Annotated in this window: 19 protein-coding genes; 4 read left to right on the top strand and 15 right to left on the bottom strand. The window is 41.7% G+C overall.

All coding sequences use genetic code 11. From position 1 onward, the window contains the following. Positions 1–59: 59 nt before the first annotated feature. Both AEQ18_RS14015 and AEQ18_RS14010 read right to left on the bottom strand, forming a co-directional pair. The gene (locus tag AEQ18_RS14015) at positions 60–2,069 is read right to left on the bottom strand and encodes a methyl-accepting chemotaxis protein (protein WP_235505552.1); all 2,010 of its coding nucleotides are present in this window, start codon (positions 2,067–2,069) and stop codon (positions 60–62) included. A 211-nt stretch (positions 2,070–2,280) separates the two neighbouring features. Beyond that, a complete protein-coding gene (locus AEQ18_RS14010; protein WP_054116970.1) occupies positions 2,281–3,090 on the bottom strand; it encodes an aldo/keto reductase family protein in 810 nt (269 codons plus the stop codon). A gap of 184 nt (positions 3,091–3,274) precedes the next feature. Here AEQ18_RS14010 and AEQ18_RS14005 point away from each other — a divergent pair, with 184 nt between their 5' ends. Genes AEQ18_RS14005 through AEQ18_RS13995 form a run of 3 tightly spaced genes read left to right on the top strand, consistent with a single transcriptional unit; the run spans position 3,275 to position 6,608 of the window. After that, entirely contained in the window at positions 3,275–3,910 is a 636-nt protein-coding gene (locus AEQ18_RS14005) for a helix-turn-helix transcriptional regulator (RefSeq protein ID WP_054116969.1), read from the top strand. A 15-nt stretch (positions 3,911–3,925) separates the two neighbouring features. After that, positions 3,926–4,741, top strand: a complete 816-nt coding sequence (locus tag AEQ18_RS14000) for a pyruvate, water dikinase regulatory protein (RefSeq protein WP_054116968.1) — start codon at positions 3,926–3,928, stop codon at positions 4,739–4,741. After that, positions 4,734–6,608, top strand: a complete 1,875-nt coding sequence (locus tag AEQ18_RS13995; protein ID WP_054116967.1) for a fructose-1,6-bisphosphatase — start codon at positions 4,734–4,736, stop codon at positions 6,606–6,608. Before AEQ18_RS14000 ends, AEQ18_RS13995 begins: the two co-directional genes overlap by 8 nt. 42 nt (positions 6,609–6,650) lie before the next feature. Here the strand turns inward: AEQ18_RS13995 and AEQ18_RS13990 are convergent, their stop codons facing one another. From AEQ18_RS13990 to AEQ18_RS13930, 13 genes are all read right to left on the bottom strand, one after another. Next, positions 6,651–7,064, bottom strand: a complete 414-nt coding sequence (locus tag AEQ18_RS13990) for a phosphate-starvation-inducible PsiE family protein (RefSeq protein ID WP_054116966.1) — start codon at positions 7,062–7,064, stop codon at positions 6,651–6,653. A gap of 163 nt (positions 7,065–7,227) precedes the next feature. Next, complete coding sequence (locus AEQ18_RS13985; RefSeq protein ID WP_235505551.1) at positions 7,228–7,848, bottom strand: hypothetical protein; 621 nt, start codon at positions 7,846–7,848, stop codon at positions 7,228–7,230. Between the two features lie 240 nt (positions 7,849–8,088). After that, the gene (locus AEQ18_RS13980) at positions 8,089–8,583 is read right to left on the bottom strand and encodes a general stress protein (protein WP_054116965.1); all 495 of its coding nucleotides are present in this window, start codon (positions 8,581–8,583) and stop codon (positions 8,089–8,091) included. A 146-nt stretch (positions 8,584–8,729) separates the two neighbouring features. Beyond that, a complete protein-coding gene (locus AEQ18_RS13975) occupies positions 8,730–9,893 on the bottom strand; it encodes a glycoside hydrolase family 88/105 protein (RefSeq protein ID WP_054116964.1) in 1,164 nt (387 codons plus the stop codon). Between the two features lie 13 nt (positions 9,894–9,906). Further along, positions 9,907–10,299 carry an RDD family protein gene (locus tag AEQ18_RS13970; RefSeq protein WP_054116963.1) on the bottom strand — a complete coding sequence of 131 codons (393 nt, stop codon included), beginning with the start codon at positions 10,297–10,299 and terminating at the stop codon, positions 9,907–9,909. 12 nt (positions 10,300–10,311) lie between these two features. Continuing rightward, the gene (locus AEQ18_RS13965; protein WP_152911927.1) at positions 10,312–11,169 is read right to left on the bottom strand and encodes a carbohydrate ABC transporter permease; all 858 of its coding nucleotides are present in this window, start codon (positions 11,167–11,169) and stop codon (positions 10,312–10,314) included. An 11-nt stretch (positions 11,170–11,180) separates the two neighbouring features. After that, entirely contained in the window at positions 11,181–12,071 is an 891-nt protein-coding gene (locus AEQ18_RS13960) for a carbohydrate ABC transporter permease (protein WP_200908927.1), read from the bottom strand. Positions 12,072–12,184: 113 nt separating this feature from the next. Next, entirely contained in the window at positions 12,185–13,534 is a 1,350-nt protein-coding gene (locus tag AEQ18_RS13955; RefSeq protein ID WP_054116962.1) for an ABC transporter substrate-binding protein, read from the bottom strand. A gap of 196 nt (positions 13,535–13,730) precedes the next feature. Then, positions 13,731–14,612 carry a helix-turn-helix transcriptional regulator gene (locus AEQ18_RS13950; protein WP_054116961.1) on the bottom strand — a complete coding sequence of 294 codons (882 nt, stop codon included), beginning with the start codon at positions 14,610–14,612 and terminating at the stop codon, positions 13,731–13,733. A 142-nt stretch (positions 14,613–14,754) separates the two neighbouring features. After that, the gene (locus AEQ18_RS13945) at positions 14,755–16,866 is read right to left on the bottom strand and encodes an SH3 domain-containing protein (RefSeq protein WP_054116960.1); all 2,112 of its coding nucleotides are present in this window, start codon (positions 16,864–16,866) and stop codon (positions 14,755–14,757) included. 220 nt (positions 16,867–17,086) lie between these two features. Then, complete coding sequence (locus tag AEQ18_RS13940; RefSeq protein ID WP_054116959.1) at positions 17,087–18,313, bottom strand: L-lactate MFS transporter; 1,227 nt, start codon at positions 18,311–18,313, stop codon at positions 17,087–17,089. Between the two features lie 103 nt (positions 18,314–18,416). After that, entirely contained in the window at positions 18,417–20,840 is a 2,424-nt protein-coding gene (locus AEQ18_RS13935; protein ID WP_054116958.1) for a flavocytochrome c, read from the bottom strand. Positions 20,841–20,857: 17 nt separating this feature from the next. Further along, positions 20,858–21,463: an NADPH-dependent FMN reductase gene (locus AEQ18_RS13930; protein WP_054116957.1), complete on the bottom strand. Its 606-nt coding sequence runs from the start codon at positions 21,461–21,463 to the stop codon at positions 20,858–20,860. Between the two features lie 260 nt (positions 21,464–21,723). On the opposite strand from AEQ18_RS13930, the gene AEQ18_RS13925 reads away from it, so the two are divergent. Then, positions 21,724–22,638 (top strand): LysR family transcriptional regulator, encoded by a 915-nt coding sequence (locus AEQ18_RS13925; RefSeq protein WP_054116956.1) that lies wholly within the window; start codon positions 21,724–21,726, stop codon positions 22,636–22,638. Positions 22,639–22,716: the final 78 nt, after the last annotated feature.

Raw genomic sequence — 22,716 nt, 5'->3', positions numbered from 1 at the left:
AAAAGAGCCATTGCTGCGGGATAGATGCCGCGGCAATGGCTCTTTTTGATTTAGTTGGATCAATCTAGTACATCAAACTTGTTCGTTAATTCCTTCAGAGACTCGGCAATATCTCTTAGATCAGCTACATGATTTGTAAACTCATCCATCGTGGCCATCACTTCTTCAGCATTGGCTGATACTTCTTGTGTACCTGCCGCGTTTTCTTCTGTTGAAGCAGAAATATTTTCCAAATTCTCTAGCACGCTGTTTTGGATCGTCTCGATCCGGACGCTCGCTTCTTCGATATGATGGATCCCGTCGATCATAAAGCTGCTGCGTTGAAAGACTTCTTTTGATGAAGAGATTGCTTCTTTGATCAGGTTGGTCTGACGTTCGCCGCCTTTTAGAGATGCGGTCGTTTGTTTGACCATTTGGCTTGATTGATCTCGGATCTGTTCAATAATTGCTTCGATTTCTTTTGTGGAGGCTTTACTTTGCTCAGCTAACTTACGAATCTCTGCCGCAACCACTGCAAATCCTTTGCCAGATTCCCCTGCACTAGCCGCTTCAATGGAGGCATTCAATGCGAGTAAATTGGTTTGATAGGCGATATCATTGATCACACCAATGATCGAATTGATATTTTGAATATTATCATTCATACCATTCATGTTGTGCATCAATTGTTCCATATGTGCCAATTCTTGCCGCCAACTGTCATCGACCTGATCCATGATGGTCAAGTTTTCTTGATTGATTTTGGTTGATTCTTGAGACTTGCTGCTCATTCCACCGACATTTTCTCGCAATTCTTTCACGACATGAGAGAGATTTTGCATTTGCGAGACACTATACTCGGTTTCTTGCGCTTGGGCGCCTGTCACTTCAGCAATACCGGTGATCGTCTGTGATACTTCTTCAGTGGCAATATTGGTTTGCTTAGATAGATCCAATAGCGAATCCGACATAGTGGCCACACTGCTGCTTTCTTTTTGGACTTTTTGGATCAGCGAACCTGTACCCTCGATCATATAATTGTAATTGTCTGCCATTTGCTGGATCTCATTGCCTTCTTGATCTGGGTAGACCATCTGTCTTGCCAATACATGGAAGGATATTTTTTCATCCTGTGCATTTTTCTTGCGGTGCATTTTTTCTAATTGTCCGTCGCCCACTTTTTTGAAATAGTGATTAAAGTGGTCGATGATCGCCCCGACGATTTTTGTTGCTGCATAGGCCACCAGCACAACGAATACCAGCATAATGATGGTAACAATGATCGTCGACCATACAAGCGAACCTAATTCTTTTTCTAAATCATTGGCTTGGACTTCTGAATACGCCCATACATTTGAATCGGATGATTTATCATAAAGAATATCATTGACTTTGTTCGAATCTGATAATTGGATCATACCGGTTGGACTCGTTGCGGCTTTGATTTTTTTGAACACTTCTTCGTCTTTGATATTTTTGCCGATTTGCTTGGTATTTTTCGAGATGACGACAACACCAGTTTCTGAGACCAGAGACACATTTCCTGTTCGTCCAACAGTAAAGGCAGATAAAATATTTTGGATCCCTTCGTAAGAAACATCTACGCTTAATACGCCTACTTGGTTGCGGGAATTCTTGACCATGATCGATGCCGATGTAACGAACTGATTGGACACTGTATCTAAGTATGGCGCTGTCCAGTACACTTTCCCTTCAGCTTTGATCGCCCCTTTATACCACGGACGAATCGTGGGATTGTAATCGTCTGGCAGTGGGTTGAAAGAAATATATTCCGCATCTTCAGTTCCGAAAGTCGTAGTCAAAAAACTGTTTGTCCCAGCAATCGCAGAGGCTAAATCTGTACGAATCCTTCCCATGCTGAACTCATTTTTCAAAGCAGGCAATTCAACAAGGGATTTCAATTTATCCTCTGTAGACTTCCGCAGATTTTTCTCCTCTGCCAAAATAAGATTCACTGCACTTTCTTTGTTCAAATCATTTCTTTCAATCAATAAGTTCTTAGTAGTCAAATAGGAACTTGTCAGCATAACAATGATTGGGATCACTGCCACCAATACTAATGTGAGCATGACATAGAGTCCTATACTCTTCTTTCTTTTTTTCACGTCTGTGCCACTCCTTTATGTCTAAATTTCATTTATCAACAGAGTATCTTGTTCTGCAGACACTGCCTAATACTCCTAATCGGTTGTTCTATGTAAAAATTAAGTCCTCAGTTCTTGATCTTGGACAGAAAAAAACACTTAGAACGCTAGGTCCTAAGTGTTTGAAAGAAATGATTTACAAACCTTTGATGATTTCTTTTTCTTCATCTGTCAAAGAAAAATCAAAGATGGCTAAGTTCGCGGCTTGATGTTCGGCTGAATGAGATTTAGGAATCACCACCACACCTCGTTCGATTTGGTAGCGCAAGACCACTTGGCTCCATGATTTTTGATATTTTTCCCCAATCACAGTGAGTTGTTCTTTGGCTGAATCAGAGATCCTCGAAAGTGGTCCCCAAGCTTCAGGCACGACTTGATTTGATAGAGAATAGCCAATGATACCATCACTCCATTTCCCTGGATGAGATTCTATTTGATTGATGGCAGGTTTGATCCGACTATGTTCTAGTAGGTAACCTAGTTCTTTTTCTTGAAAATTAGATACACCGATAGCTTTGAGGATCCCGCGGTCGACATAGGCCTCCAAAACAGCCCAGACTGCAGCGATTTCTTCTAAATTGTCCCACGGATGATGGATCAAATACAAATCGATGGTTTCCGTTTGCAAGGCAGACAAACTCGCTTCCACACCGGATTTAACTGCGGCTGCATCTTTCGTATATTCTGGTGTGCCGGGAATTTTAGATGTGATGAAAAACGCGCTTCGGTCGATTCCGCTTTCTTTGATAGCTTTCCCCACGACTGCTTCATTTCGATAAGCGATGGCCGTATCGAAATGTCGATACCCTGCAGCGATTGCTGCTGCTAATTCGGTGGTATCATTGTTGATCGTTCCTTGATAGTCTTTATTCTCTTTACCAAAAGTATTCGTACCGCTGCCGATCACAGGAATCTGGATACCCGTATTTAGTTCGATTGTTTCCATGATACTTCCCCCTTATCGTTGATGATTTAAGTCTATCAAAAAAATGGCCAAATGATAACCGAGAACACTTTTTGCAACAACAATTGTCTCTTAATCATGGTCGCATATGTTTTCTGTAGTTGCATTTTTATGCAAAACTTACTATACTAAATAGTATATCACATTAGAGAAAGGGAGTGACACATTGGAATTAACATCAAGACAATTGAAAATGATCGAGATTGTCAAACAACATCAACCCATAAGTGGAGAAGCCATCGCCAAGCACTTTGGGTTGAGTCGCGCCACCCTGCGAAATGATTTATCCATCTTGACCATGACTGGTTTATTGGACGCTCGACCGAAAGTCGGCTATTTCTATACCGGCCAAACAGTCGAACCCTTACTGTTTGAAAAACTATACCACGTCAAAGTTTCAGAGATCATGATTCCCCCATTGATGATTCTGCAGACTGTATCTGTGTATGAAGCAGTCACTACTTTATTTATGTACGATGTTGGCTCGCTGTACGTCAAAAATGAAGCCGAGGAATTGATTGGTGTTCTTTCACGAAAGGATTTGCTGCGCTTTTCGATCAGTGCTCAAGCACCAGAGAAAACGCCTGTCGCTATGATCATGACTAGAATGCCCAATATTGTCACTATCACGCCCGAAGAAACGATTTTGACAGCAGGCACGCTACTGAGCAGACACGAGATCGATACACTGCCAGTCATCGATCCAGCAGCACCAAAAACAGTCATCGGAAAAATCACCAAAACAAAAATCATGCACTTCTTTATTCAAGCTGGACTTGAAAGTGAAAATCAATCATTTTAAAAAAGGGGTAAACATATGAAAAACATTCGGTTGTATTTGATTTCAGATTCAGTTGGCGAAACGGCCCAAAAACTGATTGCAGCAGTTTCCGCACAATTTCCAACAATTGATTTATCCGACATTCAGTTGTTTCCATTTATCAAAGATGAAGACAGTTTGACAGAGATTTTGAAAGACGCATTACTTGAAAAAGCCATCGTAGTGACTACATTAGTGAACAAACACTTAGTCGCTTACGTAGAAACATTTGCTCATCGTACGGGGTTGAAGTATGTGGATCTGATGTCACCTTTGACCCATTTGATCGAAGCCAGCTTCGGGGTTCCTGCGGTCCAAGAGCCAGGTGCGATCCATCGTTTGAATCAAGCATACTTTAGCCGCGTCGCTGCTATGGAGTTTGCAGTCAAATATGATGATGGCAAAGACCCCCGTGGTTTTCTTGATGCCGATCTGGTTTTATTGGGGGTTTCCCGGACATCGAAAACACCATTGAGCTTGTACTTAGCGAACCGCGGGTATAAAACAGCCAATCTGCCTCTGATTCCAGAAGTGGCGCTGCCGCAAGAAATCGCTGCACTAGATCCTAAAAAAATGGTTGGTTTGACAACGAGTGCTGAGGCATTGGCTGCCATTCGACGTTCTCGGATGCTCTCGCTGGGGTTAAAGGAAGATACCAACTATACAAGTTTGGAGCGGATCAAAACAGAACTTGCTTATGCGGAAGACTGGTTCCAAAAATTAGCCATTCCGATGATCGATGTAAGTCAACGGTCAATTGAAGAAAGCGCCTTATGGATCGAAGAAGACCTCAAAGGCAACCGCTATGACTGACACAGAGAAACTCGCCTATTTGACAGAGATCATCAACTTGGCCGCCATCCAACAACTGCCTAAAGCAACTGAGCATTTCGTCAGTGATCTGCATGGCGAGTATGATGCCTTCGACCATATTTTACGCAATGGCTCCGGTCGTATCCGTGAAAAAATCGCTGACTTGTTCGGTGATGCATTGTCTGCAAAAGAGCAAACTGAACTGTGCTTTCTGATTTACTATCCCGAAGAGCTTTTGCAAGAAAAACAATTAGATGATCATGCTTGGCAAACGCTGATGGAACAATTGGTGACAGTTGCCCGCTATACATCCAGCAAGTATACTCGCTCAAAAGTCCGAAAAGCTTTGCCGCCTGCCTTCGCCTACATCTTGGAAGAGCTGCTGTACCAATACGATGCGGACTTCAATAAAGAAGCCTACTACAATGCCATCTTTGAACAAATCATTGCTTTAGATACCGCGCCGCTTTTTTGTCAAGAATTGGCCTTTTTGATTCAACGTTTTGTCGTTGATCATTTACATGTCTTAGGTGATATCTATGACCGCGGTCCCGCACCTGATAAAATCATGGATCGTCTAATGACATTGCCTTCTCTTGATATCCAACTGGGCAATCACGATATCCTGTGGATCGGCAGTTATTGCGGTTCGCTTCCTTGTTTAGCCAACGTGCTGCGTATAGCAGCGCGTTATGGCAATTTAACATTATTGCAAGAGGGATATGGCATCGATTTGTCTGCTGCCATTGCATTTAGTCGCAAGCATTATAGCGAAAATCCCGCTTTTTATCCGCGAGATGCAGTCGATGCATTATCTAGGGAACAAAAACAAGATGCCATGCTGCTGCAACAAGCCTTTACGATCATTCAATTTAAACTAGAAGCTGCAGTCATTCAAAGGCATCCAGAATTTAATATGCACGATCGCTTGTTGCTGCACTTGATCGATGCCAATCGGCGGACTATCCACATGGATGAAGATTATCCTCTGATCAACGCATGCTTTCAAACAGTAGATAGCAAAGAGCCCTATCGTTTGACCACTGACGAAGAAGCGGTCATCAATGATTTGATGATGCAGTTCCATGCCTCTCTAAGATTAAAACAACATCTCCATTTCTTAGCGGAAAAAGGAACACTGTTTCACCTATCCAATGGCAACCTGCTCTTTCATGGCTGCATTCCTTGTCAAGAAAATGGTGCATTCCTCCCCTTTACCTTTGGTGAAAAAAGCTATCAAGGCAAAGAATTGCTGCTCTTCTTTCAAAAGTGTATGACCCAAAGCTTAGCCGCACCTCACATTCAAGATGACTTGGCAACCGATATGATTTGGTATTTGTGGTGCGGTGAAGGCTCATCCTTGTTTGGCAAAAAAGCGATGAAGACATTTGAACGCTACTTTATTGCCGATCCTGCAACCCATCAAGAACAAAAAAATGCCTACTATACTTTGCGAGAAGAGGAGAATTTCTGTTGTCAGCTATTAGAAGCTTTCGGTTTGGCCGCAACGGGGCATATTATCAATGGCCATACACCTGTCAAAGTGCGTAAAGGGGAAACACCGATCAAAGCCAACGGTCGGTTGTTGGTGATCGATGGCGGATTGTCCCGTTCCTATCAATCCGTCACTGGCATCGCCGGGTATACATTGTTGGCAAATTCTTTCGGCATGACCTTGGCTGCCCATCAATCGTTCACAAATCGCCAAAAAGCGATCGAAGAACGCATCGATATCGTGAGTCAAAAAAGATTGGTTGTCCGTCAAAGCGAACGAATATTGGTCGCGCAAACGGATATCGGTGCGCAATTGCAAAAAGAAAGCACCGACTTGCTGACTAAACTAAAACAGCAGCACCACCAAACATAACTCGTTGGTGATGCTGCTGTTTTGTTGTAGACAAAGATGCGTTTACAGCTCCTTAGAACTGTGAAAAGCTTTTAGTTTTTCCAATGCTTGTAAAACAAAAATCAATACCAGAATAGCCAGTGCCAAGAATAGTGTTTCTAATCCTTTTCCTTGTGCCAATAGCAGTTCTCTTAAAATCGCTGTGATACTGATCAAGATCAAATATCTGACCGGTATATGATGCCCTTCTTTTACGTATCGCAATAACATCAAAATGATTTCTAATAAAATAAACAATGTCGCAATTTCTTCGATCAATAAGGACAAATCGCTCACTTCGCTTAATGGAATGACATGGAGCACGATTTTATAAATGGCTTCAGCCATTACGACCAAAACAAGCAAGACCAATAATCCCAGCATAATATCAACGATCACACTGATCATTTTTTCAAAATGTTTAAAATACCTTCCCATACGACGCCTCCTTTGAGATTATTATAGCGAAAACTACGCAATTTCCTTCTAGATATGCTTACAAATCAATCGATTTTTTCCCGTCAAAAAACACCTTACCGGATCACTTCTTACCCATTGACTAGATGCAACGACAGAAAGGATCACCAAACAAGGTGTTTTCTTATTTATTTACATTTACGACTGCTTCATGCTGATTCTTTGTATTTGATGATCCTTGCTCAATTGGATTTTCGATTGCCAAATCAGAATTGCCCGTATTTTCTTCCTCTGCTTCTTCACTACTTGAAGTGCTTGTCGAAGATTCTGAACTAGTGCTGCTGGAAGAACTAGATTCAGAAGAGGTTGTATGTGTTTCTGATGTACTTGAAGAACTGCTGGATGTACTGGATGTTGATGATGTACCAGATGATTCTGAATCAGATAGACTACTAGAAGAGGAGGCGCTGCTCTGTACTTCTTGCGAAGATGATGTGCCCTCTTCGACCGTCGACTGACTGATTGACTCTGAAGACACATTAGATGATGCCTCTTCACTTTGCGGATTTGTACGGATTTCACTATATGTACTAACACTTGCTTCATAGTAGATGCTGCTGGTGCTTGTTGTTTCAGCAGTCGAACTGCTTGCCGTTTGGACAGGGGCTTCAGAAGAACTGCTGGTCGCATTCCGCACGAAAGGTGCTGCTACGAATGCATTCGCATCTTGATTGATGGCCATACTTAAGAAAACAGCAACGCCACAACTGACAAGCGCTGATTGTAAATTAAATTTGAATTTCATCGTCTGCCCTGCCTCTCTCCATTTTTGATGGCTAGATTTCATACAACAAACTATCTTCTATCTATATTATACAAAAAAAGACCAACGTCAACAAATTAAGTTTTGTTGTCAAAGATGTCAAAGTTTTATTGAAGGTTTTTTTTCAAAAAAAATCAAGTATCTGAAAACCATCTGACGGCTTGCAGATACTTGATTGCTAGACATAGTCGCTTCAATCAACTACTGGCGCTCAGTAATTGATCATAAATTACGCAAATGATTCGGGTCATGGATCGGCGCTTCGATATCACTATCTCCAAAACGTGGTGCAGGTTCAACCGATTCATCAGGGAACGCTGTTTCTCCCGGAAGTGGCGTATCGATTGTCGTTGATGCATCAGAATCGCCTACTTTATCCATTGGTCGGTAATCATAGACCCCTACAATTAGTTTGTTTTGTTCAATATCACTCCGATAACCAAATAAAGGATCGTCTTCGTTCTCAAAGTCATGATTCCCAAAGGAAAAAGCATCTTTGATTTTGTCCCAGAGTGAACGGTCATGTTCATTCGCTGCTGCTTCTTCTACATCTACATCCGTTATCGTATCTAAATCAAATTGATCAATCACAGCCTGGTTGGCATATAGCACGATGTCATCTTTGCCATACCCTTCATTTGTCAATTGTTCAATCACCGGCAATGCTTCTGTGCGCGTATCGTAACTACCAATAATCGTTAGGTTTCTCTTTGTCATTTGAAATCCTCCTTATTATATTTACGTTTCGCTCGCTAAGATGTATGCGTGATCCGTTGTGTCATCAACTGAATCTACCTCTTTATTGTAACGTAGGATAATAAGATGTCACAAATGATTTGATTGCGCTTACTCAATTTGTCAGTCTATATGAGATGCTGCTGATTCAATAAACACCATTCTGTATAGGCAAAGACAAGAGGGCCAATTCCTTTGGCATCATTCTCAACAATGGGTTCTGAAATATAATAAGCAAAAGAACCATCTCTTTCTTTATACGTTCCCTTCCCCTGCATACCGCCTAATCCCGCAACCAAACAGATATCTTTCAATACATAGCCTTCTTGACGGTCATCCAATTTCAAATCAGTTAAACTAGCCAATATCCGTTCCCCTATCAAGGCATATTCTTTTGTCAACAATCCCGTGCGATACCCCTTCAACATCACATATGAAAATGCTGCTGAACCACTTGTTTCTAGGTAGTTCCCTGGTCTGTTGATTTCATCGGTCACTTGAAAGAATAGATGAGAAGTCGAATCTTGAAAAGGAAGCAGCGCGTCCAATAGCGACAGCAAATACATTTGTAGCTGTTCTTGTTCCTTTTTGAAGCGATCACTTTGTTTAAGAAACGCTGCTGTATCCACCAACGCCATCGCAAACCAGCCTAAAGATCTTGTCCAAAAGTGGTTGCTACATCCTGTTTTATCATCCGCCCAAAATGCCAGCTTACTGCAGTCATATCCATGGTAAAACAAACCAGTGGCCGCATCCCTCATTTTTGTTGCCACTATTTCAAATTGCAGCATGATCTCATCGATTGCTGGCTGTTTCTGATAAAGAAGCTCGTACATTACTGAAAAAGGTTGGACCATATATAAACCATCTAGCCACACTTGCTGCGGATAAATCAATTTATGCCACAAGCTACCTTCTGATGTACGTGGTTGTAAACGAACTTGCCGATAGAGTTTTTCGATTGCTTTGCGGTACTTGTCTTTTTGTGTGATTTCATATAGCTGAAACAAGACCTTGCCTTCGTTGATGGCATCACTATTATACGTACTTTCTTCAAATCCTAGTGGATTGCCTTCTTCATCAATATAGAAATCAATAAAGGTTTCCATAAAGGTTAGGTATTTCACATCTTTTGTCACATTATACATTTTTTGCACAGCTAAAATCATACAACCATCAATATAGCTCCATGACAGTTCTTTGTCTTCCATCAACGCCTCTTGATTCCAAATGGGTGATCGTGGCGATGACTTGTCTAACAATTGATCAAAAAATACTGCTATTTTTTCCAAGGGTTCCTCCTTTTTAGGAAAGCTGAACAATTTTTGTATGCGTTGATTCTTCATGTCCGCCTGCTTTCCCAAAAAGTAACGGCGCACATATAAAGAAACAACTCATCATTTTACATAGAATTTCTCTTTGGATGATCACTGCCACGGGCACATCTTTGCGGTAAGGATCCGTCGATATGATCACCAAATGAAAGAACGCTTTGCCCAGTGTCTGATGATTTTGCATAAATGGATATTGCAAACCAAAATAGAAGAGCCCCATCAAAAAAATTGCGATGAACACAGTTAAAAAATCATTTGGCAAAAAACCAGCGTACAATGGTATCACAACCACAAACACCAGATATATCATTAAAATCCCCAACACAAAATCAATCAATTGTGCACAAATCCGTTTGAATATCATCCTATTTCCCTCCTATTCTTTACTACCTGTTGATGCAACGCCATCAACAAAGTAGCGAGATCCCATAAAGAAAATAGCGATCATTGGCAATAGACCCAAACAAGAAGCAGCAAATACACGCCCGTATGACACCATCGCTTCACCATCCAGTAATTGTTTGAGCGCTACGGAGAGAACTGTTTTATCTGAACTATTCAGGTAGATCAGCGGGCCTTGAAAATCATTCATTCCCCACATGAAACTAAGCAACGCGACCGTAATCAATATCGGCTTGATCACTGGTATGATAATCTTAAAAAGAATCTGTAGTTCATTGCAACCATCCATGACGGCGGCTTCATCTAATTCTTTTGGAATCGTCCGCATGAATTGAATGATCATAAAGACAAAAAAGGAGGAACTAGCAAACATATCCGCAACATATAAACTGGCAAATGTATCAAGCAACCCTACTTCACGATACAACAGATACAATGGGATCCTAAAAGCCAATTCTGGCATCAGTAATGTCACGATGACTGCGCCAAAGACAAATTTTTTCCCCTTAAACGATTTGCGGGCAATGACATACGCTGTGATCACACAGGAAAGAACGGTAAAAATTGTTTTCGGAATCAGAAATTTCAAGGTATTGCCAAAAAAGAACCAAATCGAACGATCACGTGTCAGTTGCCATGCATCTGCAAAGTTGGAAGTGACCACACGGTCTTTTGGCGGAAAAATACTTAGGCTGCCAAAAATATCTCGATTTTCTTTAAAAGCTGAACCAATCATCCATAATAATGGATAAATCAATATGATCCCCACCAAAACCAATAAGCTGTAACGAATGATTTCGTTGATATGTCTGCGGGATTTACTCATTTCCATTCTTATTCCCCCTAATCATTGTAAAATACCCATTTGTTGGATGACTTGAAAATAATCACTGTGAAAATACCGATAATCACCAGCAATATCCATGTCAATGCACTGGCATAACCATAATTTCCATTTTGAAATGCTTGATCATAAATGTATAAGTTTAAAAAATAAGTGGTCTTATTGGGTCCGCCTTTGGTAATCAAATAGGCGGAGTTAAACTCTTGAAAGGCTTTGACCAGCACATTCACTGCATTAAATAAAATCACCGGCGTAATGATAGGCACTGTAATGCTAAACAATTGGCGAAGTTTAGAAGCCCCGTCCATTTCAGCTGCTTCATACACCGTTTTTGAGACACCTTGTAGCGCCGACAAAAAAATCAACATCGTTGAGCCAAATTGCCATGTCTTCAAAATAATCAATGTAAAAACAGCGAATTTCGGGTCTTTGGTCCAATTGATCGCCACATCTCCACCGAAGGTAAAAACACTTAAAATGGTATTTACCGGACCATTTACATCAAACAGCATTGACCACAAAATAGACACAGCTACATTTCCACCCAAAATCGATGGAATATAATACGCCGTACGAAAAAAATTAACGCCTTTTAATTTGAAGTTCAAAATCGCTGCCACTGCAAAGGAAACGAGTACGACAGCGGGTGTGCCAATCAATACATACTTGATGGTTGCAAAAAAACTGGCAGTGAAGGTATCGTCTTTGGTAAATATTTCAATATAGTTCTGTAAGCCAATGAAAGTCGGATCGCCTAAAATAGGATACTCCAACAAACTATAATAAAAGGATACAACAATAGGGTAGACTTTAAATACTACAAAGCCAATGATCCAGGGCAATAGCATTAAATAGATCGTCCAGTTTGTTTTCTTTGATGACTTCAACATTTTCCTTGCCTCTTTTCATTTTTGTTCATTCAGGAAACCTTTCTAAAAAGTTCCGACGAATAGAATAAAAAAGGAACGACTGCACGAAAACGACTTCGTTCCTTTTCAAGGATCTATTCTTGGTAGTATTTATCAAGTGCAGCTTGTTGTTTGTCAATAAATTGTTGGGCTGCTTCTTCTGCATCAAACTTCCCTGTACGATATGCTTCATAGACTGTATAGCGTTCGCCACGGACATTTTCGTCTTCAAAGTAAGGGTCTAATACGGTCTGCTCATACTGATCCAATTTCTCATAACCTTGTGCGACTGCACCTTCAACCAATTCATTTGCCACTTGATAGTCATACGTTACACTATTACTAGAAATGCCCAATGCATCTCCTGAAGCCTTTACTGCAGCTTCATTGGTGAAGAGGAATTCAATAAATGTGGCTGCAGCTTCTGGATGTTTGGTATTCCGAGAGATGGCATAGCCAAAATTAGGCTTCACATAGATATTCGGTTGCGTATCTGCATCTACTTGCAGAAAATCGCCAACGACCATTTCATCCATTGCCTCGCCGCCTTTGTAAGAGGCCGTCCATTTAGCAAGTGAATTCGCCCATTCATAGACGGAACCGGCATTGCCTTCAACCCATTGTGGATTGGATTCTGTATCAATTGGGCTTGTTTGAACGAAATTTGGCAGCGCCCCTGCATCTTCCAATGCTTTATATTTTTCAAGCACATCTTTGACTTCGTTAATGGTATAGTTGACAGTCCCATCAGTTTGCATGATTTTTCCAGTATAATTGTATAGCATTTGAGCAATGAATAAGTCTAATGAAAACTCACCCACGTTCATATACGCATATTGGTTGTCCTCTCCAGTAGCCGTATTATCTTTTGCGATCACAGTAGCTGCCGCCAACAGATCATCATAGGTCAATGGCAAATCTAGTCCATTTGATTGATAAAGTTCTTGGTTCATTAGTGGAACGCGACCTGTCATACCGTGGGGTACTGCTGCTTGTTCTCCGTCCACTTGCATGGCTTCCAAGAATGAACTTTCCCAATTATCTAAAGTAAGATAGTCCTTCACTTCATTCAGATCTAAAAAGATATTTTTCCCTTTGCCAAAAGAAAATAGCCAATTATAGTTGACTTGCATCACATCAGCTTCAGTTTTCCCAGACAATTGCGTTAAGGTTTTTTCTTGCCAGCCATCCCAAGCGCCATACTCAACTTGAACTGTGATATTAGGGTATTCTTCTTGGAACAGATCGACCACATCTTGCATGGCATCATGCCGATTATCGGCACCCCACCATGAAAACTTGATCGTTACTTCCTCTTCTAATGGATCACTTACCGTATCATTATCTTTTGTTCCGTTACCCGTGTCATTACCAGACCCGCAACCAGCGAGTAGCAATGCACTGAAAAGACTTACAACGATCAATTTAAGTTGCTTTTTCTTCATTTTTGTTTCCTCCTTCACTTTATGCACACGTTATCATTTTTAGCTAAAATGTATTCGCTTACTTATTCTAACCAATAAGATTTCTGTGGACAACAGGAGGTAAATACTTGCACAAATGTGTGATAAAATCTAGCCATTTTTATACTATTTTGAACTCGTTATAGAAACGATTGTGCTGATTTTCACAATTGTTATACTATAGATTATTCTTTTCTCGCAAACTTTCCTTATAACTGATTTTCTTTTTTCGATACTGTAATGGAGAAGTTTCTGTGTATTTATTAAACACACGATTAAAATAGGTAATATGGTTGAATCCCGTTAAACCAGCAATATGAGCCAAACTTAAATCAGTGTCTTCTAGCAAACGCTGGGCCTCTTTCACCCGATAAATATTACTATATTCTGTAATTGTATAGCCGGTTGCTTTTTTAAAAATCCGACAAAGATACGATTTATCCACATAGAACATTTCGGCTATTTGATGGACCGAAGGTTTTGCCGCTAAATGATCGCGAATATATTGTTTGATCTGATCGATGCGCACATCGGATGTTGTACCAGAAGTTTTGATATGCGTATGTGTTTGATGTCGGTCTTGTATCCGTTGCATCAGCAAACATAGCTCGATCAGCTTTACACTGATCAACTGTTGATAACCTTGCTTTTTTTCAATAACCTCATCCGCGATATTTTTGAGTAATAGATGCACGGCTGCCTGCTGCTCAGATGGTATCTGGGTCATGCCATGGTATTGCTCAAAAAAAGTGTTTAGATCTTGACCTAAAAAAAGCGACGCCTCTTTAAATTTATCTGCTTCTATAAGGAGAAGGATTCGATCATGGTAACGTTCTTTACTTGAATATGTATGGTGAACGCTGTGCGGTTTGATCATGATCAATGAACCGCCTTGTGCATGAAACGTGTCTTCATCAGCAAAAAAGGAGCGATGCCCCTCCACATAATATTGTACCTCACATTCAGGGTGCCAATGCTTGATCATATCATATTTTTGTTCTCGCACAGAACGATCGATTGCTAGACCATCCATCATTCCTTTATAAATAATTTTTTTCATATGCTCACACCACCTTTATTCTTTTGTCTATTTTGACGAAAAAAGAGCGCTTAGTCAACGACTAATACGCTCCTTTTTATGCCCTGTTTTTTTGTCTTCACATCTTAGATGTGATTCTTTACATTCAGTGTAGAAAAACACCTTACTTCGCTACAATCAATTTCTGCCCGACATAAATCACGTTGCCGCTTAGTTTGTTCCAAGAAGTGATGTTGCTGATACTGGTATTATATTTTTGTGCTAAAGCCCATAAACTGTCACCCGATTTAACAGTATAATAGGTCGTTGTTGAACTGGTTGAAGCATTTGATGTACTAGTTGAGGCAGAAACCGTTGTTAAATACGCACCGCTGACCCAACCTTTGCCAGATACATAATACCATTTATTTGTCCCGTTCACGGTTGTCCCCGTCTTGGTTGCTGTTACAGTAATCGTCGTCCCCTTCGTTAGAGAACCGGCAATTGAACTGCTGGTGGAGGCATCTGAACGAATATTCAATGTATCCGTGGTTTTCATTTTTTGATTGATCGATGAGGACGAATTAGATGAACCCGATGAATCATTTACGCTTGTCACGTAGGCCCCACTGATCCAACCTTTGCCTGACACATAATACCATGTTTTGTTGCCATTGACGGACGTACCTGTTTTCGTATTCGTCACGGTCACAGTTGCACCTTGTGTCAAGGTTGCTACAACACTACTGCTGGTTGAAGCAGAAGATCGAACATTTAATGCTGCCGTCGTCTTCATTTGTTGATTGGTTGTTGTACTGCTGTTATCGGAACTGTTTGATCCACTGCCTGATCCGCTATTAGAGGTATTCGAAGATACTTCTGTAAGATAAGCACCACTGACCCAACCTTTACTCGACACGTAGTACCAATTTTTGTTGCCGTTGACAGATGTCCCTGTTTTTGTCGCTGTGGCAGTCACTGTCGCGCCATTTGCAAGAGAGCCTACCACCGTGCTAGTAGTGGAGGCATCTGAACGAATATTCATTGCCGCGGTCGTCTTCATCTGCTTATTGATTGCTGTGTTGCTACCTGTATTATTACTTGATTCGCTGTTGTTGCTGGATGAATCACTGCTGACTTTGGTTAAATACGCACCGCTGACCCAGCCTTTGCCTGCAATTTTGTACCAAATCGTGGTACCATTTACCGCTGTCCCAGATTTTGAGGCAGTGACTGTGATGGTTGTATTTGCAGCCACAGAGCCAGTGATGGTTGCGCTAGTGGTGGCATCTTGGCGTATATTCATCGCTGCGGTTGTCTTCATTTGTTGATTGATAGCTGTTTCATCTGAAGCCGCACTATCGTTGCTGCCACTATTACCACTGCTGCTTCCCGTATCATATTGCGTCAGATTATACGTACTGATCAAATTATTTAGTTTGCTTGCATAAGAAGTATCGGTGGCATATCGCCCTTGAAGCCAAGCAGTTGCTTGTGTGTAAGAAGTGGTATTGCTTTTCCAAGCGCCACTATAATAGTAATTGCCACTTGAAAAACTTGTGTTTCTCAAGACATAAGCATTGTCTTGAAATGATTCCTTCAGTGAAGGATATTTGCGGAATTTGGCACTGATCAAATAATAATTGCCTGATCCATCGTCTTCATATGTATTCATCGTTACTGACTCACCATTGTAACTGCCCTTGATACCAAACATATTATTGGCAGTAGTTGTCAATGTCGATGTACCCCAACCAGATTCTAAAATGGCTTGTGCCATCATCACAGAAGCATACAAACCATTGGCATCTGCTACCTCGGTTGCATAACCGCAAATCTGCGCAATAAACCCAGTGGTATCGATGGCTGTCCTTGCTAAAAGCGCTCGGCTGATCGCTGGTACGGTCGTTGTTTCAGTCGTATCAACTGTATCACTACTTGTTTCTTCCTCAATTGTTGCGGTTTCACTTGATTCAGTTGTTTCAATCACCTCAGAGCTGGTTGTTTCATTCTCGTTGTCGCTTGTTCCTGTCACTTCGGACTGATCGGTAGTCTCAGAAACGACTGTTGATTCTGTTGTATCGACAGCTGACGTGTCCGTCGTTTCTACGCCTTGTGCAGCAATTTCTGCTTGGGTATCTTTCGATCCAGTTGTGGCACTTTCTGCCGCATGTCCTAGTGTCGGGATAAAGGTTGACCCCGCAACGAGAGTGGTAGCAACTGTGATACTTTTTTGGGTATATTGTGTACGTTTAAGACGTTGTTCCAATCGACGTCGTTCTTTGCGTAATGTCATTTGATCCCTCCGAAAATTTCATTTTACTCATCCTTTCCATTGTAACATGATTTATTAAAAAAAGGTGGTTTAATATGAATAAATGATGAAGGCTATTTGCCATCTTCTCATACTGAAACAGTGCTTATTTTTTGAAGAAGGACTGTTTTTTTACTGTCGATCCGGACACTTTAACAATCAAAAACAGCGGCACCCGCTAGGATGACCGCTGTTAAATATGCTATTCAATTCTGACTGCAGGTTTTTTGGCTTTCTTGATAATAGCATAAAAAATCGTTATGGCAAGCCCTGCCACGGCTAAAAAGATTGCCGTATAGAAAGCTTTTGTAAAGTCACCCTGGTTGTTGGCTGCGATGCTGGCTGCTGCGCGAGGACCAAAGAAAGCGGCTGTAGAATATCCAATAAACACAATACCATAATTGACACCTTGATTGGCGGGTCCATAGTTTTCCATCACGATTGCCGGAAAGACGCCCATCACACCACCAAAGCATAGACCTAAACCGATGATCCCGACGGTGAAAATCGGGGTGGATCGTCCAATCGTTAAGATGAATAATGACAGCGCAACAACACCATAAATGATCATCAATGTTTGTGTTCGACCGATTTTATCAGAGACAGTGCCCCATATGACCCGACCAAGACAATTGCTTAATGAATATAAACTGACATAAATAGCTGCTGCGGCAGGCGTCAAGCCATACATACTTTGACCGATCACAGAAGCATTTGACGCAATCATCAAGCCAGAGAATGCCCCCGCACACATCATGACGAGGACGAAATAAAAAATAGGGGTTTTCAACATTTCTTGCCAAGTATAATTGATTTGCTGCGGTTTGGCCGCAACCGTAACTTGCCAACCAGCAGGCTGAAAATCAGCGGGTGCTTTTTTGATAAATATCGTAGCTGCCAAAACAACCACAATATAAGCAATCCCTAATAAACGAAAGGCAAAAAGTACATCATGGCTTTCAATCAAACGATTGGCAATCGGCGCTGCAATAATCGCTGCTCCACCCATTCCAGCTGTGATCAACCCTGAAGCCAATCCACGTTTATCTGGGAACAAACGAATCGTGTTACTAAGACAAGCCGAGTAAGCAAACCCTTGTCCCAGACCTGCCATGATTCCATAGGTGACATAAAGCATCGTTGGTGACGTAGCAAAGCCCGTCAAGAAGAAGCCCAATCCAAACAACACACCGCCAGATGCTATCACCCATTTAGCCCAACCACGGTCTGTCAATAGACCGCCTAAAATCATCGTGATCGGTCCAACTGCGGCATTGATCGTAAAAGCCAACATAATTTCTGGCATTGTCCACCCTTTTAACTGACTAAGAGGTGCTGCAAATACACTAAAGGCATAAACTGCCCCTGTACATAGCAGCACCGCTGTTGATGCCGCCAAAATTCTCCAACGATGAATCGTGTTTTCCATATTTTATCCTCCATTCTTTGTGTTCCATTCCATTGTTCGTTTCTTCACAAATACACATTGAAAGAACGTACGCAGATGTCAAACTGCGTACGTATTTTCCTATCTACACATGTTCTGCTACGGCTGTGTTCCCTGCAATGCGGCCGAAAGTAAAGATATCTGTCAATGAATTTCCGCCTAATCGATTGCCTGCATGGATACCGCCAGCTACTTCTCCTGCCGCATATAGTCCTTTGATGATCTGTCCATCTTCCGTCAAGACATGGGTTTGCGGATCGATTTTCAAGCCTCCCATGGTATGGTGGACGGCCGGTTTGCGTGGTGTGGCATAAAATGGCGCTTGAACAACTTTCAAATCAAAGACATCTTTGCCAAAATCAGGATCTTTTCCTGCGTCGACATAATGGTTATAGGCTTCGATCGTCTTGACTAAAGTATCCGGTTCAACCTTGATTTGGCGCGCCAAATCTGCCAATGTATCTGCTCGGAACAAGGTACCTGCCGCAACTTGCTTGTCGATTTTTTCTTGGTTTGTATTATAAGCGGTTTTTTTGATTGCTTCATCTGCAATCAAATAAAATAGCCCGCCATTGTCAATCGCTGCTTGCGTCAAGACATCTCGGCTTTCATATTCATTCACGAAACGTTCACCTACTTGATTGACCATCACAAAGTTTGCTGGCGGCACTTGCAAACCGCTAAATAAAGCACCCGTATTCGGATCGGACACAGGCATCATTTGTGAAAAGCCCATGCCTACTAAAGCTGCACCAGCCCGCTCGCCTAACTTGATCCCATCGCCTGTGATTGCCGGTGAATTGGATGTCTTGATGTCATCTTCAATGTTTGTCCAGTAGGTATTATACTGCTTCAACATTTGCGTATTGGCACCAAAACCACCTGATGCGAGTACAACAGCCTTCCCATGGATCGTCACCTTTTGGCCATTTCGCCCTTCTCCAACGATGCCTATGACTTGACCCTCTTCAATGATCAAATCTTTTACAGGTGTATCTGTCAAAATTTGACCACCATGGGCATCTACAAAATCATGTAGCGCGGAAACAAAGGCGTACCCTTCATTTTTGACAGGTTTATGTCCTCGGCGCCATTTGGCGCCTACCGGCATATCCACATGTTTGGTATCAAATTCAACACCGATTTCTTCCAACCATTTCACAGAAGCCAATGCTTCATCCGTTAGAATTTTGACTAGGTTGTAGTCACCATAAATAGGTCGGCCAGACAAATCTTTGCGTTTGCCACCCAAGTATGTTTGGATTCGATGCCATAAAGCAGAATCAAATAAGTATTCTTCTTCTGGCGTTGTTTCAGATAAATAATGTTCGATCTGCGCTTTCAACAATTGAACATCAGCCAGATATTCTGCATCGATTTCTGATTCATCCAGCGTTAAGATTTCTTCTAAGGCACTTCGTTCCCCTGGCAACGCAGCAAAACCGTTTTGCCAGGTTGGATCTGCAGCATTCATCGGTCCACCCGTGCGTACAGTATTCCCACCAATAGCTGGGAATTTTTCGACTATGATGACGTTCTTTCCAGCTTGCAGCACACTGGCCGCCGCACTTAGTCCAGCACCACCACCGCCTACAACGATGACATCTGTGGTATAGGTCTCGTCTGCTGTTTGCAATGCACTAGCCGCTTTTGGCCGTTTGCGCAATACATCAGGATTGGCTCCCGCCATTTTCACAGCTTTGGCCACACCATCAACCACACCATTGCTTGTCACAGAAGCGCCTGAGATCGCATCGACATTTAAGGTCTGACCTTCGATGATTTCTTGCGGGATTCTGACAAACACAACATCAGCGATCCCTTCTGATTCACCAGAAGTATCAATATCGATTGCTTCGATCCGTTCTTCACTCACAGTAACCACCATTGGCAAGTCACCGTTATGTCCCGGTGCCGTCACTGTATATGCCCCTGGTTGATAAGACACTTCTTCCGGTACATTTAAAATGTTCGCCACTTCAGTAAAACGAATAAATTTGCGGAAACAACTTTCAAGAAAATCGATCGTGCGCTGCTCCTTCAGATTCCCGTCTTCATCAAAAGCTTGATGGGCACGGCCTAATAAGAACTCGTTTCCTGGCATAACTGTCGCATTGACACCCGGTGCATCTAAAATTTGTCGCAGATGTAATTGTGCCCGTGACGATCCTTGGATATCATAAGAAGCACCTACGATCATCACAGGTTTCCCATCAAAAGGATGAATATTGAAAGAAAGCCATTCTAACACACTTTTTAAAGCCGAAGGAATGGAGTGATTGTGTTCTGGGGTAGCAATAATCACACCATCTGCCTCCATAATTTTGCTGTTCAGCGTTTGGATCACAGGATGATTTGTTTGGTCTTGTGTTTCATTGAACATAGGTACATCTTTGATTTCTAAAATCTCAATTTCGGCAAGGGAAGAAAACGCCCGCTGCATAAACGCGACTAATTGCCGATTGGTGGATCGTTTGGCATTGGTTCCGATCAAACCTACAAATTTCATGGATGATTCCTCTCTTTCTATGCTTGTTCCCAAGAAAATGTCGTGGCACGTTCTTTGGCGGTTGAGTAAGCATCAACCAGCTGATTGGTAATCTTAACGAACAGAAGAAATTCATTGAAACAATCGTCAAGCTCTGCAACTTTGTCTTGATCTATCAACTGTCCCTGATCATCAAAAGCTTGCATCGAGTGACCCAATAAGAATTCAGCACTCGGCATAATCCGTGCTTTCACTTCTGGTGCATCCAAAATTTGGCGCAAATGGGCTTGTGCTCGTGATGACCCTAAAGCACCCAATGACGCACCAGTGATCATGACAGGCTTATCGATCAAAGGACGCGTGGTATACGATAGCCACTCGATTGCACTTTTTAAGACCGCCGGAATCGAATGGTCATATTCAGGCGTACTGATGATTACTCCATCTGCAGCAACGATTTTGTCTGATAAAGCTTGTACTTCAGCAGGTGCTGTTTTATCATCAGGTTCATTGAATGCCGGTAAATCAGCAATTTCACATATGTCGATTTCCGCTTGTTCTTTAAAATGCGCCTGAATGAACTGCAGCAACCTGCGATTGGTCGAACGCGTTGAGTTGGTGCCAACAATAGCGATTAATTTCATTATCATCTCTCCAATTTGTGAATGTATTAACAATATTAACTAAAAAAAAGCAATCAACAGTCTAGCCTCTCACTGCCGCTTCCCCAAGACTCTTTGTAACAATGAAAATTTGACTGTTGATATCAAGGATTACATGTTGTTGCTCTGAAACTGCCCTTGCACATGTTAGTGTATGCCCAAAATATTATTTTGTGAAATATTTATTTAACTATTCAACTATAACAATTTTGTTATAATGGAAGAACAAAGGAGGGATTTAGATGGCACTAAAAGATTCACATCTGATGCTGCAATATTTGGACAGCCTTTTAAAACATAGCAATTATACGAAAGCAGCCAAAGATCTGTATATTTCTCAACCTTATTTGACCCAGACCATTCAGCGATTAGAACAAGAGTTAGGGGCTTCGATCATCAATCGGCAAACAGGGCATTTTCAATTGACAGAAGCTGGAAAACTCTATTACCAGTACCTTGAAACGTTAGAATCCGAATCAGCAAAGTTGAAAAACCGTTTATCTTGGTATACGAATGCAGAAAAACATACTTTAAGACTAGGGATATTGCCAAGTTTGGGGGCTTATTTGCTGCCTCACTTTTTACCTGCTTACCAACAACTGTTTCCAGAAGTCAATTTCTTTTTGCGCGAAGATTTACCGAAACAAAACGAACAAAAACTGTTGAACGGACAACTGGATTTCTTTATTGGTCAAAATCCAGAAACGATCGCGCCTAACCTAACAGTCTATAGTACAAATAAAGAACGCTATTTAGCGATCATCCCTGCCACATCCCCCCTCTATCAACCAAATATCCGGTATTTAGCTGAAGAAACGCTCACGGTGAAAAAGGTATTACAGCAGCCTTTGATTTTAACAGGGAGTGGTTCCGCCATTCGCCGGCAAATCGATCAATTACTGCAGAAATATAAAGTGGAGCCAACGATCATGCTAGAAAGCAGCAATGTCTATACCGTCGCTGCTTTAGCGGAAAGCGGCTTAGGTGTCGCTATCGTTCCTGAAAGTGTCTTACAGGCAGCGATCCCTACTGACTTTAACTTGTACCCTTTGCCAGAAGAGCAATTGTCTTTAACCTATTTTATTGCCCATCAAGCAGCGCGTGCTTTATCTAAAAGCGAACAATCCTTGATCGATACCTTCATAAGGAACATATAAAATAACAAAAATTTCAAACCGGCCTTTCAATTAAATAACACCCCCTAGCGGATTTTCGCATCTGCTAGGGGGTGTTCT

Source organism: Enterococcus sp. RIT-PI-f (genome assembly GCF_001297065.1).
In the GTDB taxonomy this organism is placed as follows: domain Bacteria; phylum Bacillota; class Bacilli; order Lactobacillales; family Enterococcaceae; genus Enterococcus_D.
This window is presented reverse-complemented; position numbering and strand designations above follow the sequence as displayed.

Coding starts and splice junctions, on each gene's coding strand:
- AEQ18_RS14015 (WP_235505552.1), bottom strand. CDS start 2,069: ATGCTCACATTAGTATTGGTGGCAGTGATCCCAATCATTGTTATGCTG.
- AEQ18_RS14010 (WP_054116970.1), bottom strand. CDS start 3,090: ATGGAAACAATCGAACTAAATACGGGTATCCAGATTCCTGTGATCGGC.
- AEQ18_RS14000 (WP_054116968.1), top strand. CDS start 3,926: ATGAAAAACATTCGGTTGTATTTGATTTCAGATTCAGTTGGCGAAACG.
- AEQ18_RS13995 (WP_054116967.1), top strand. CDS start 4,734: ATGACTGACACAGAGAAACTCGCCTATTTGACAGAGATCATCAACTTG.
- AEQ18_RS13990 (WP_054116966.1), bottom strand. CDS start 7,064: ATGGGAAGGTATTTTAAACATTTTGAAAAAATGATCAGTGTGATCGTT.
- AEQ18_RS13985 (WP_235505551.1), bottom strand. CDS start 7,848: ATGAAATTCAAATTTAATTTACAATCAGCGCTTGTCAGTTGTGGCGTT.
- AEQ18_RS13980 (WP_054116965.1), bottom strand. CDS start 8,583: ATGACAAAGAGAAACCTAACGATTATTGGTAGTTACGATACGCGCACA.
- AEQ18_RS13970 (WP_054116963.1), bottom strand. CDS start 10,299: ATGATATTCAAACGGATTTGTGCACAATTGATTGATTTTGTGTTGGGG.
- AEQ18_RS13965 (WP_152911927.1), bottom strand. CDS start 11,169: ATGGAAATGAGTAAATCCCGCAGACATATCAACGAAATCATTCGTTAC.
- AEQ18_RS13960 (WP_200908927.1), bottom strand. CDS start 12,071: ATGTTGAAGTCATCAAAGAAAACAAACTGGACGATCTATTTAATGCTA.
- AEQ18_RS13955 (WP_054116962.1), bottom strand. CDS start 13,534: ATGAAGAAAAAGCAACTTAAATTGATCGTTGTAAGTCTTTTCAGTGCA.
- AEQ18_RS13950 (WP_054116961.1), bottom strand. CDS start 14,612: ATGAAAAAAATTATTTATAAAGGAATGATGGATGGTCTAGCAATCGAT.
- AEQ18_RS13945 (WP_054116960.1), bottom strand. CDS start 16,866: ATGACATTACGCAAAGAACGACGTCGATTGGAACAACGTCTTAAACGT.
- AEQ18_RS13940 (WP_054116959.1), bottom strand. CDS start 18,313: ATGGAAAACACGATTCATCGTTGGAGAATTTTGGCGGCATCAACAGCG.
- AEQ18_RS13935 (WP_054116958.1), bottom strand. CDS start 20,840: ATGAAATTTGTAGGTTTGATCGGAACCAATGCCAAACGATCCACCAAT.
- AEQ18_RS13930 (WP_054116957.1), bottom strand. CDS start 21,463: ATGAAATTAATCGCTATTGTTGGCACCAACTCAACGCGTTCGACCAAT.
- AEQ18_RS13925 (WP_054116956.1), top strand. CDS start 21,724: ATGGCACTAAAAGATTCACATCTGATGCTGCAATATTTGGACAGCCTT.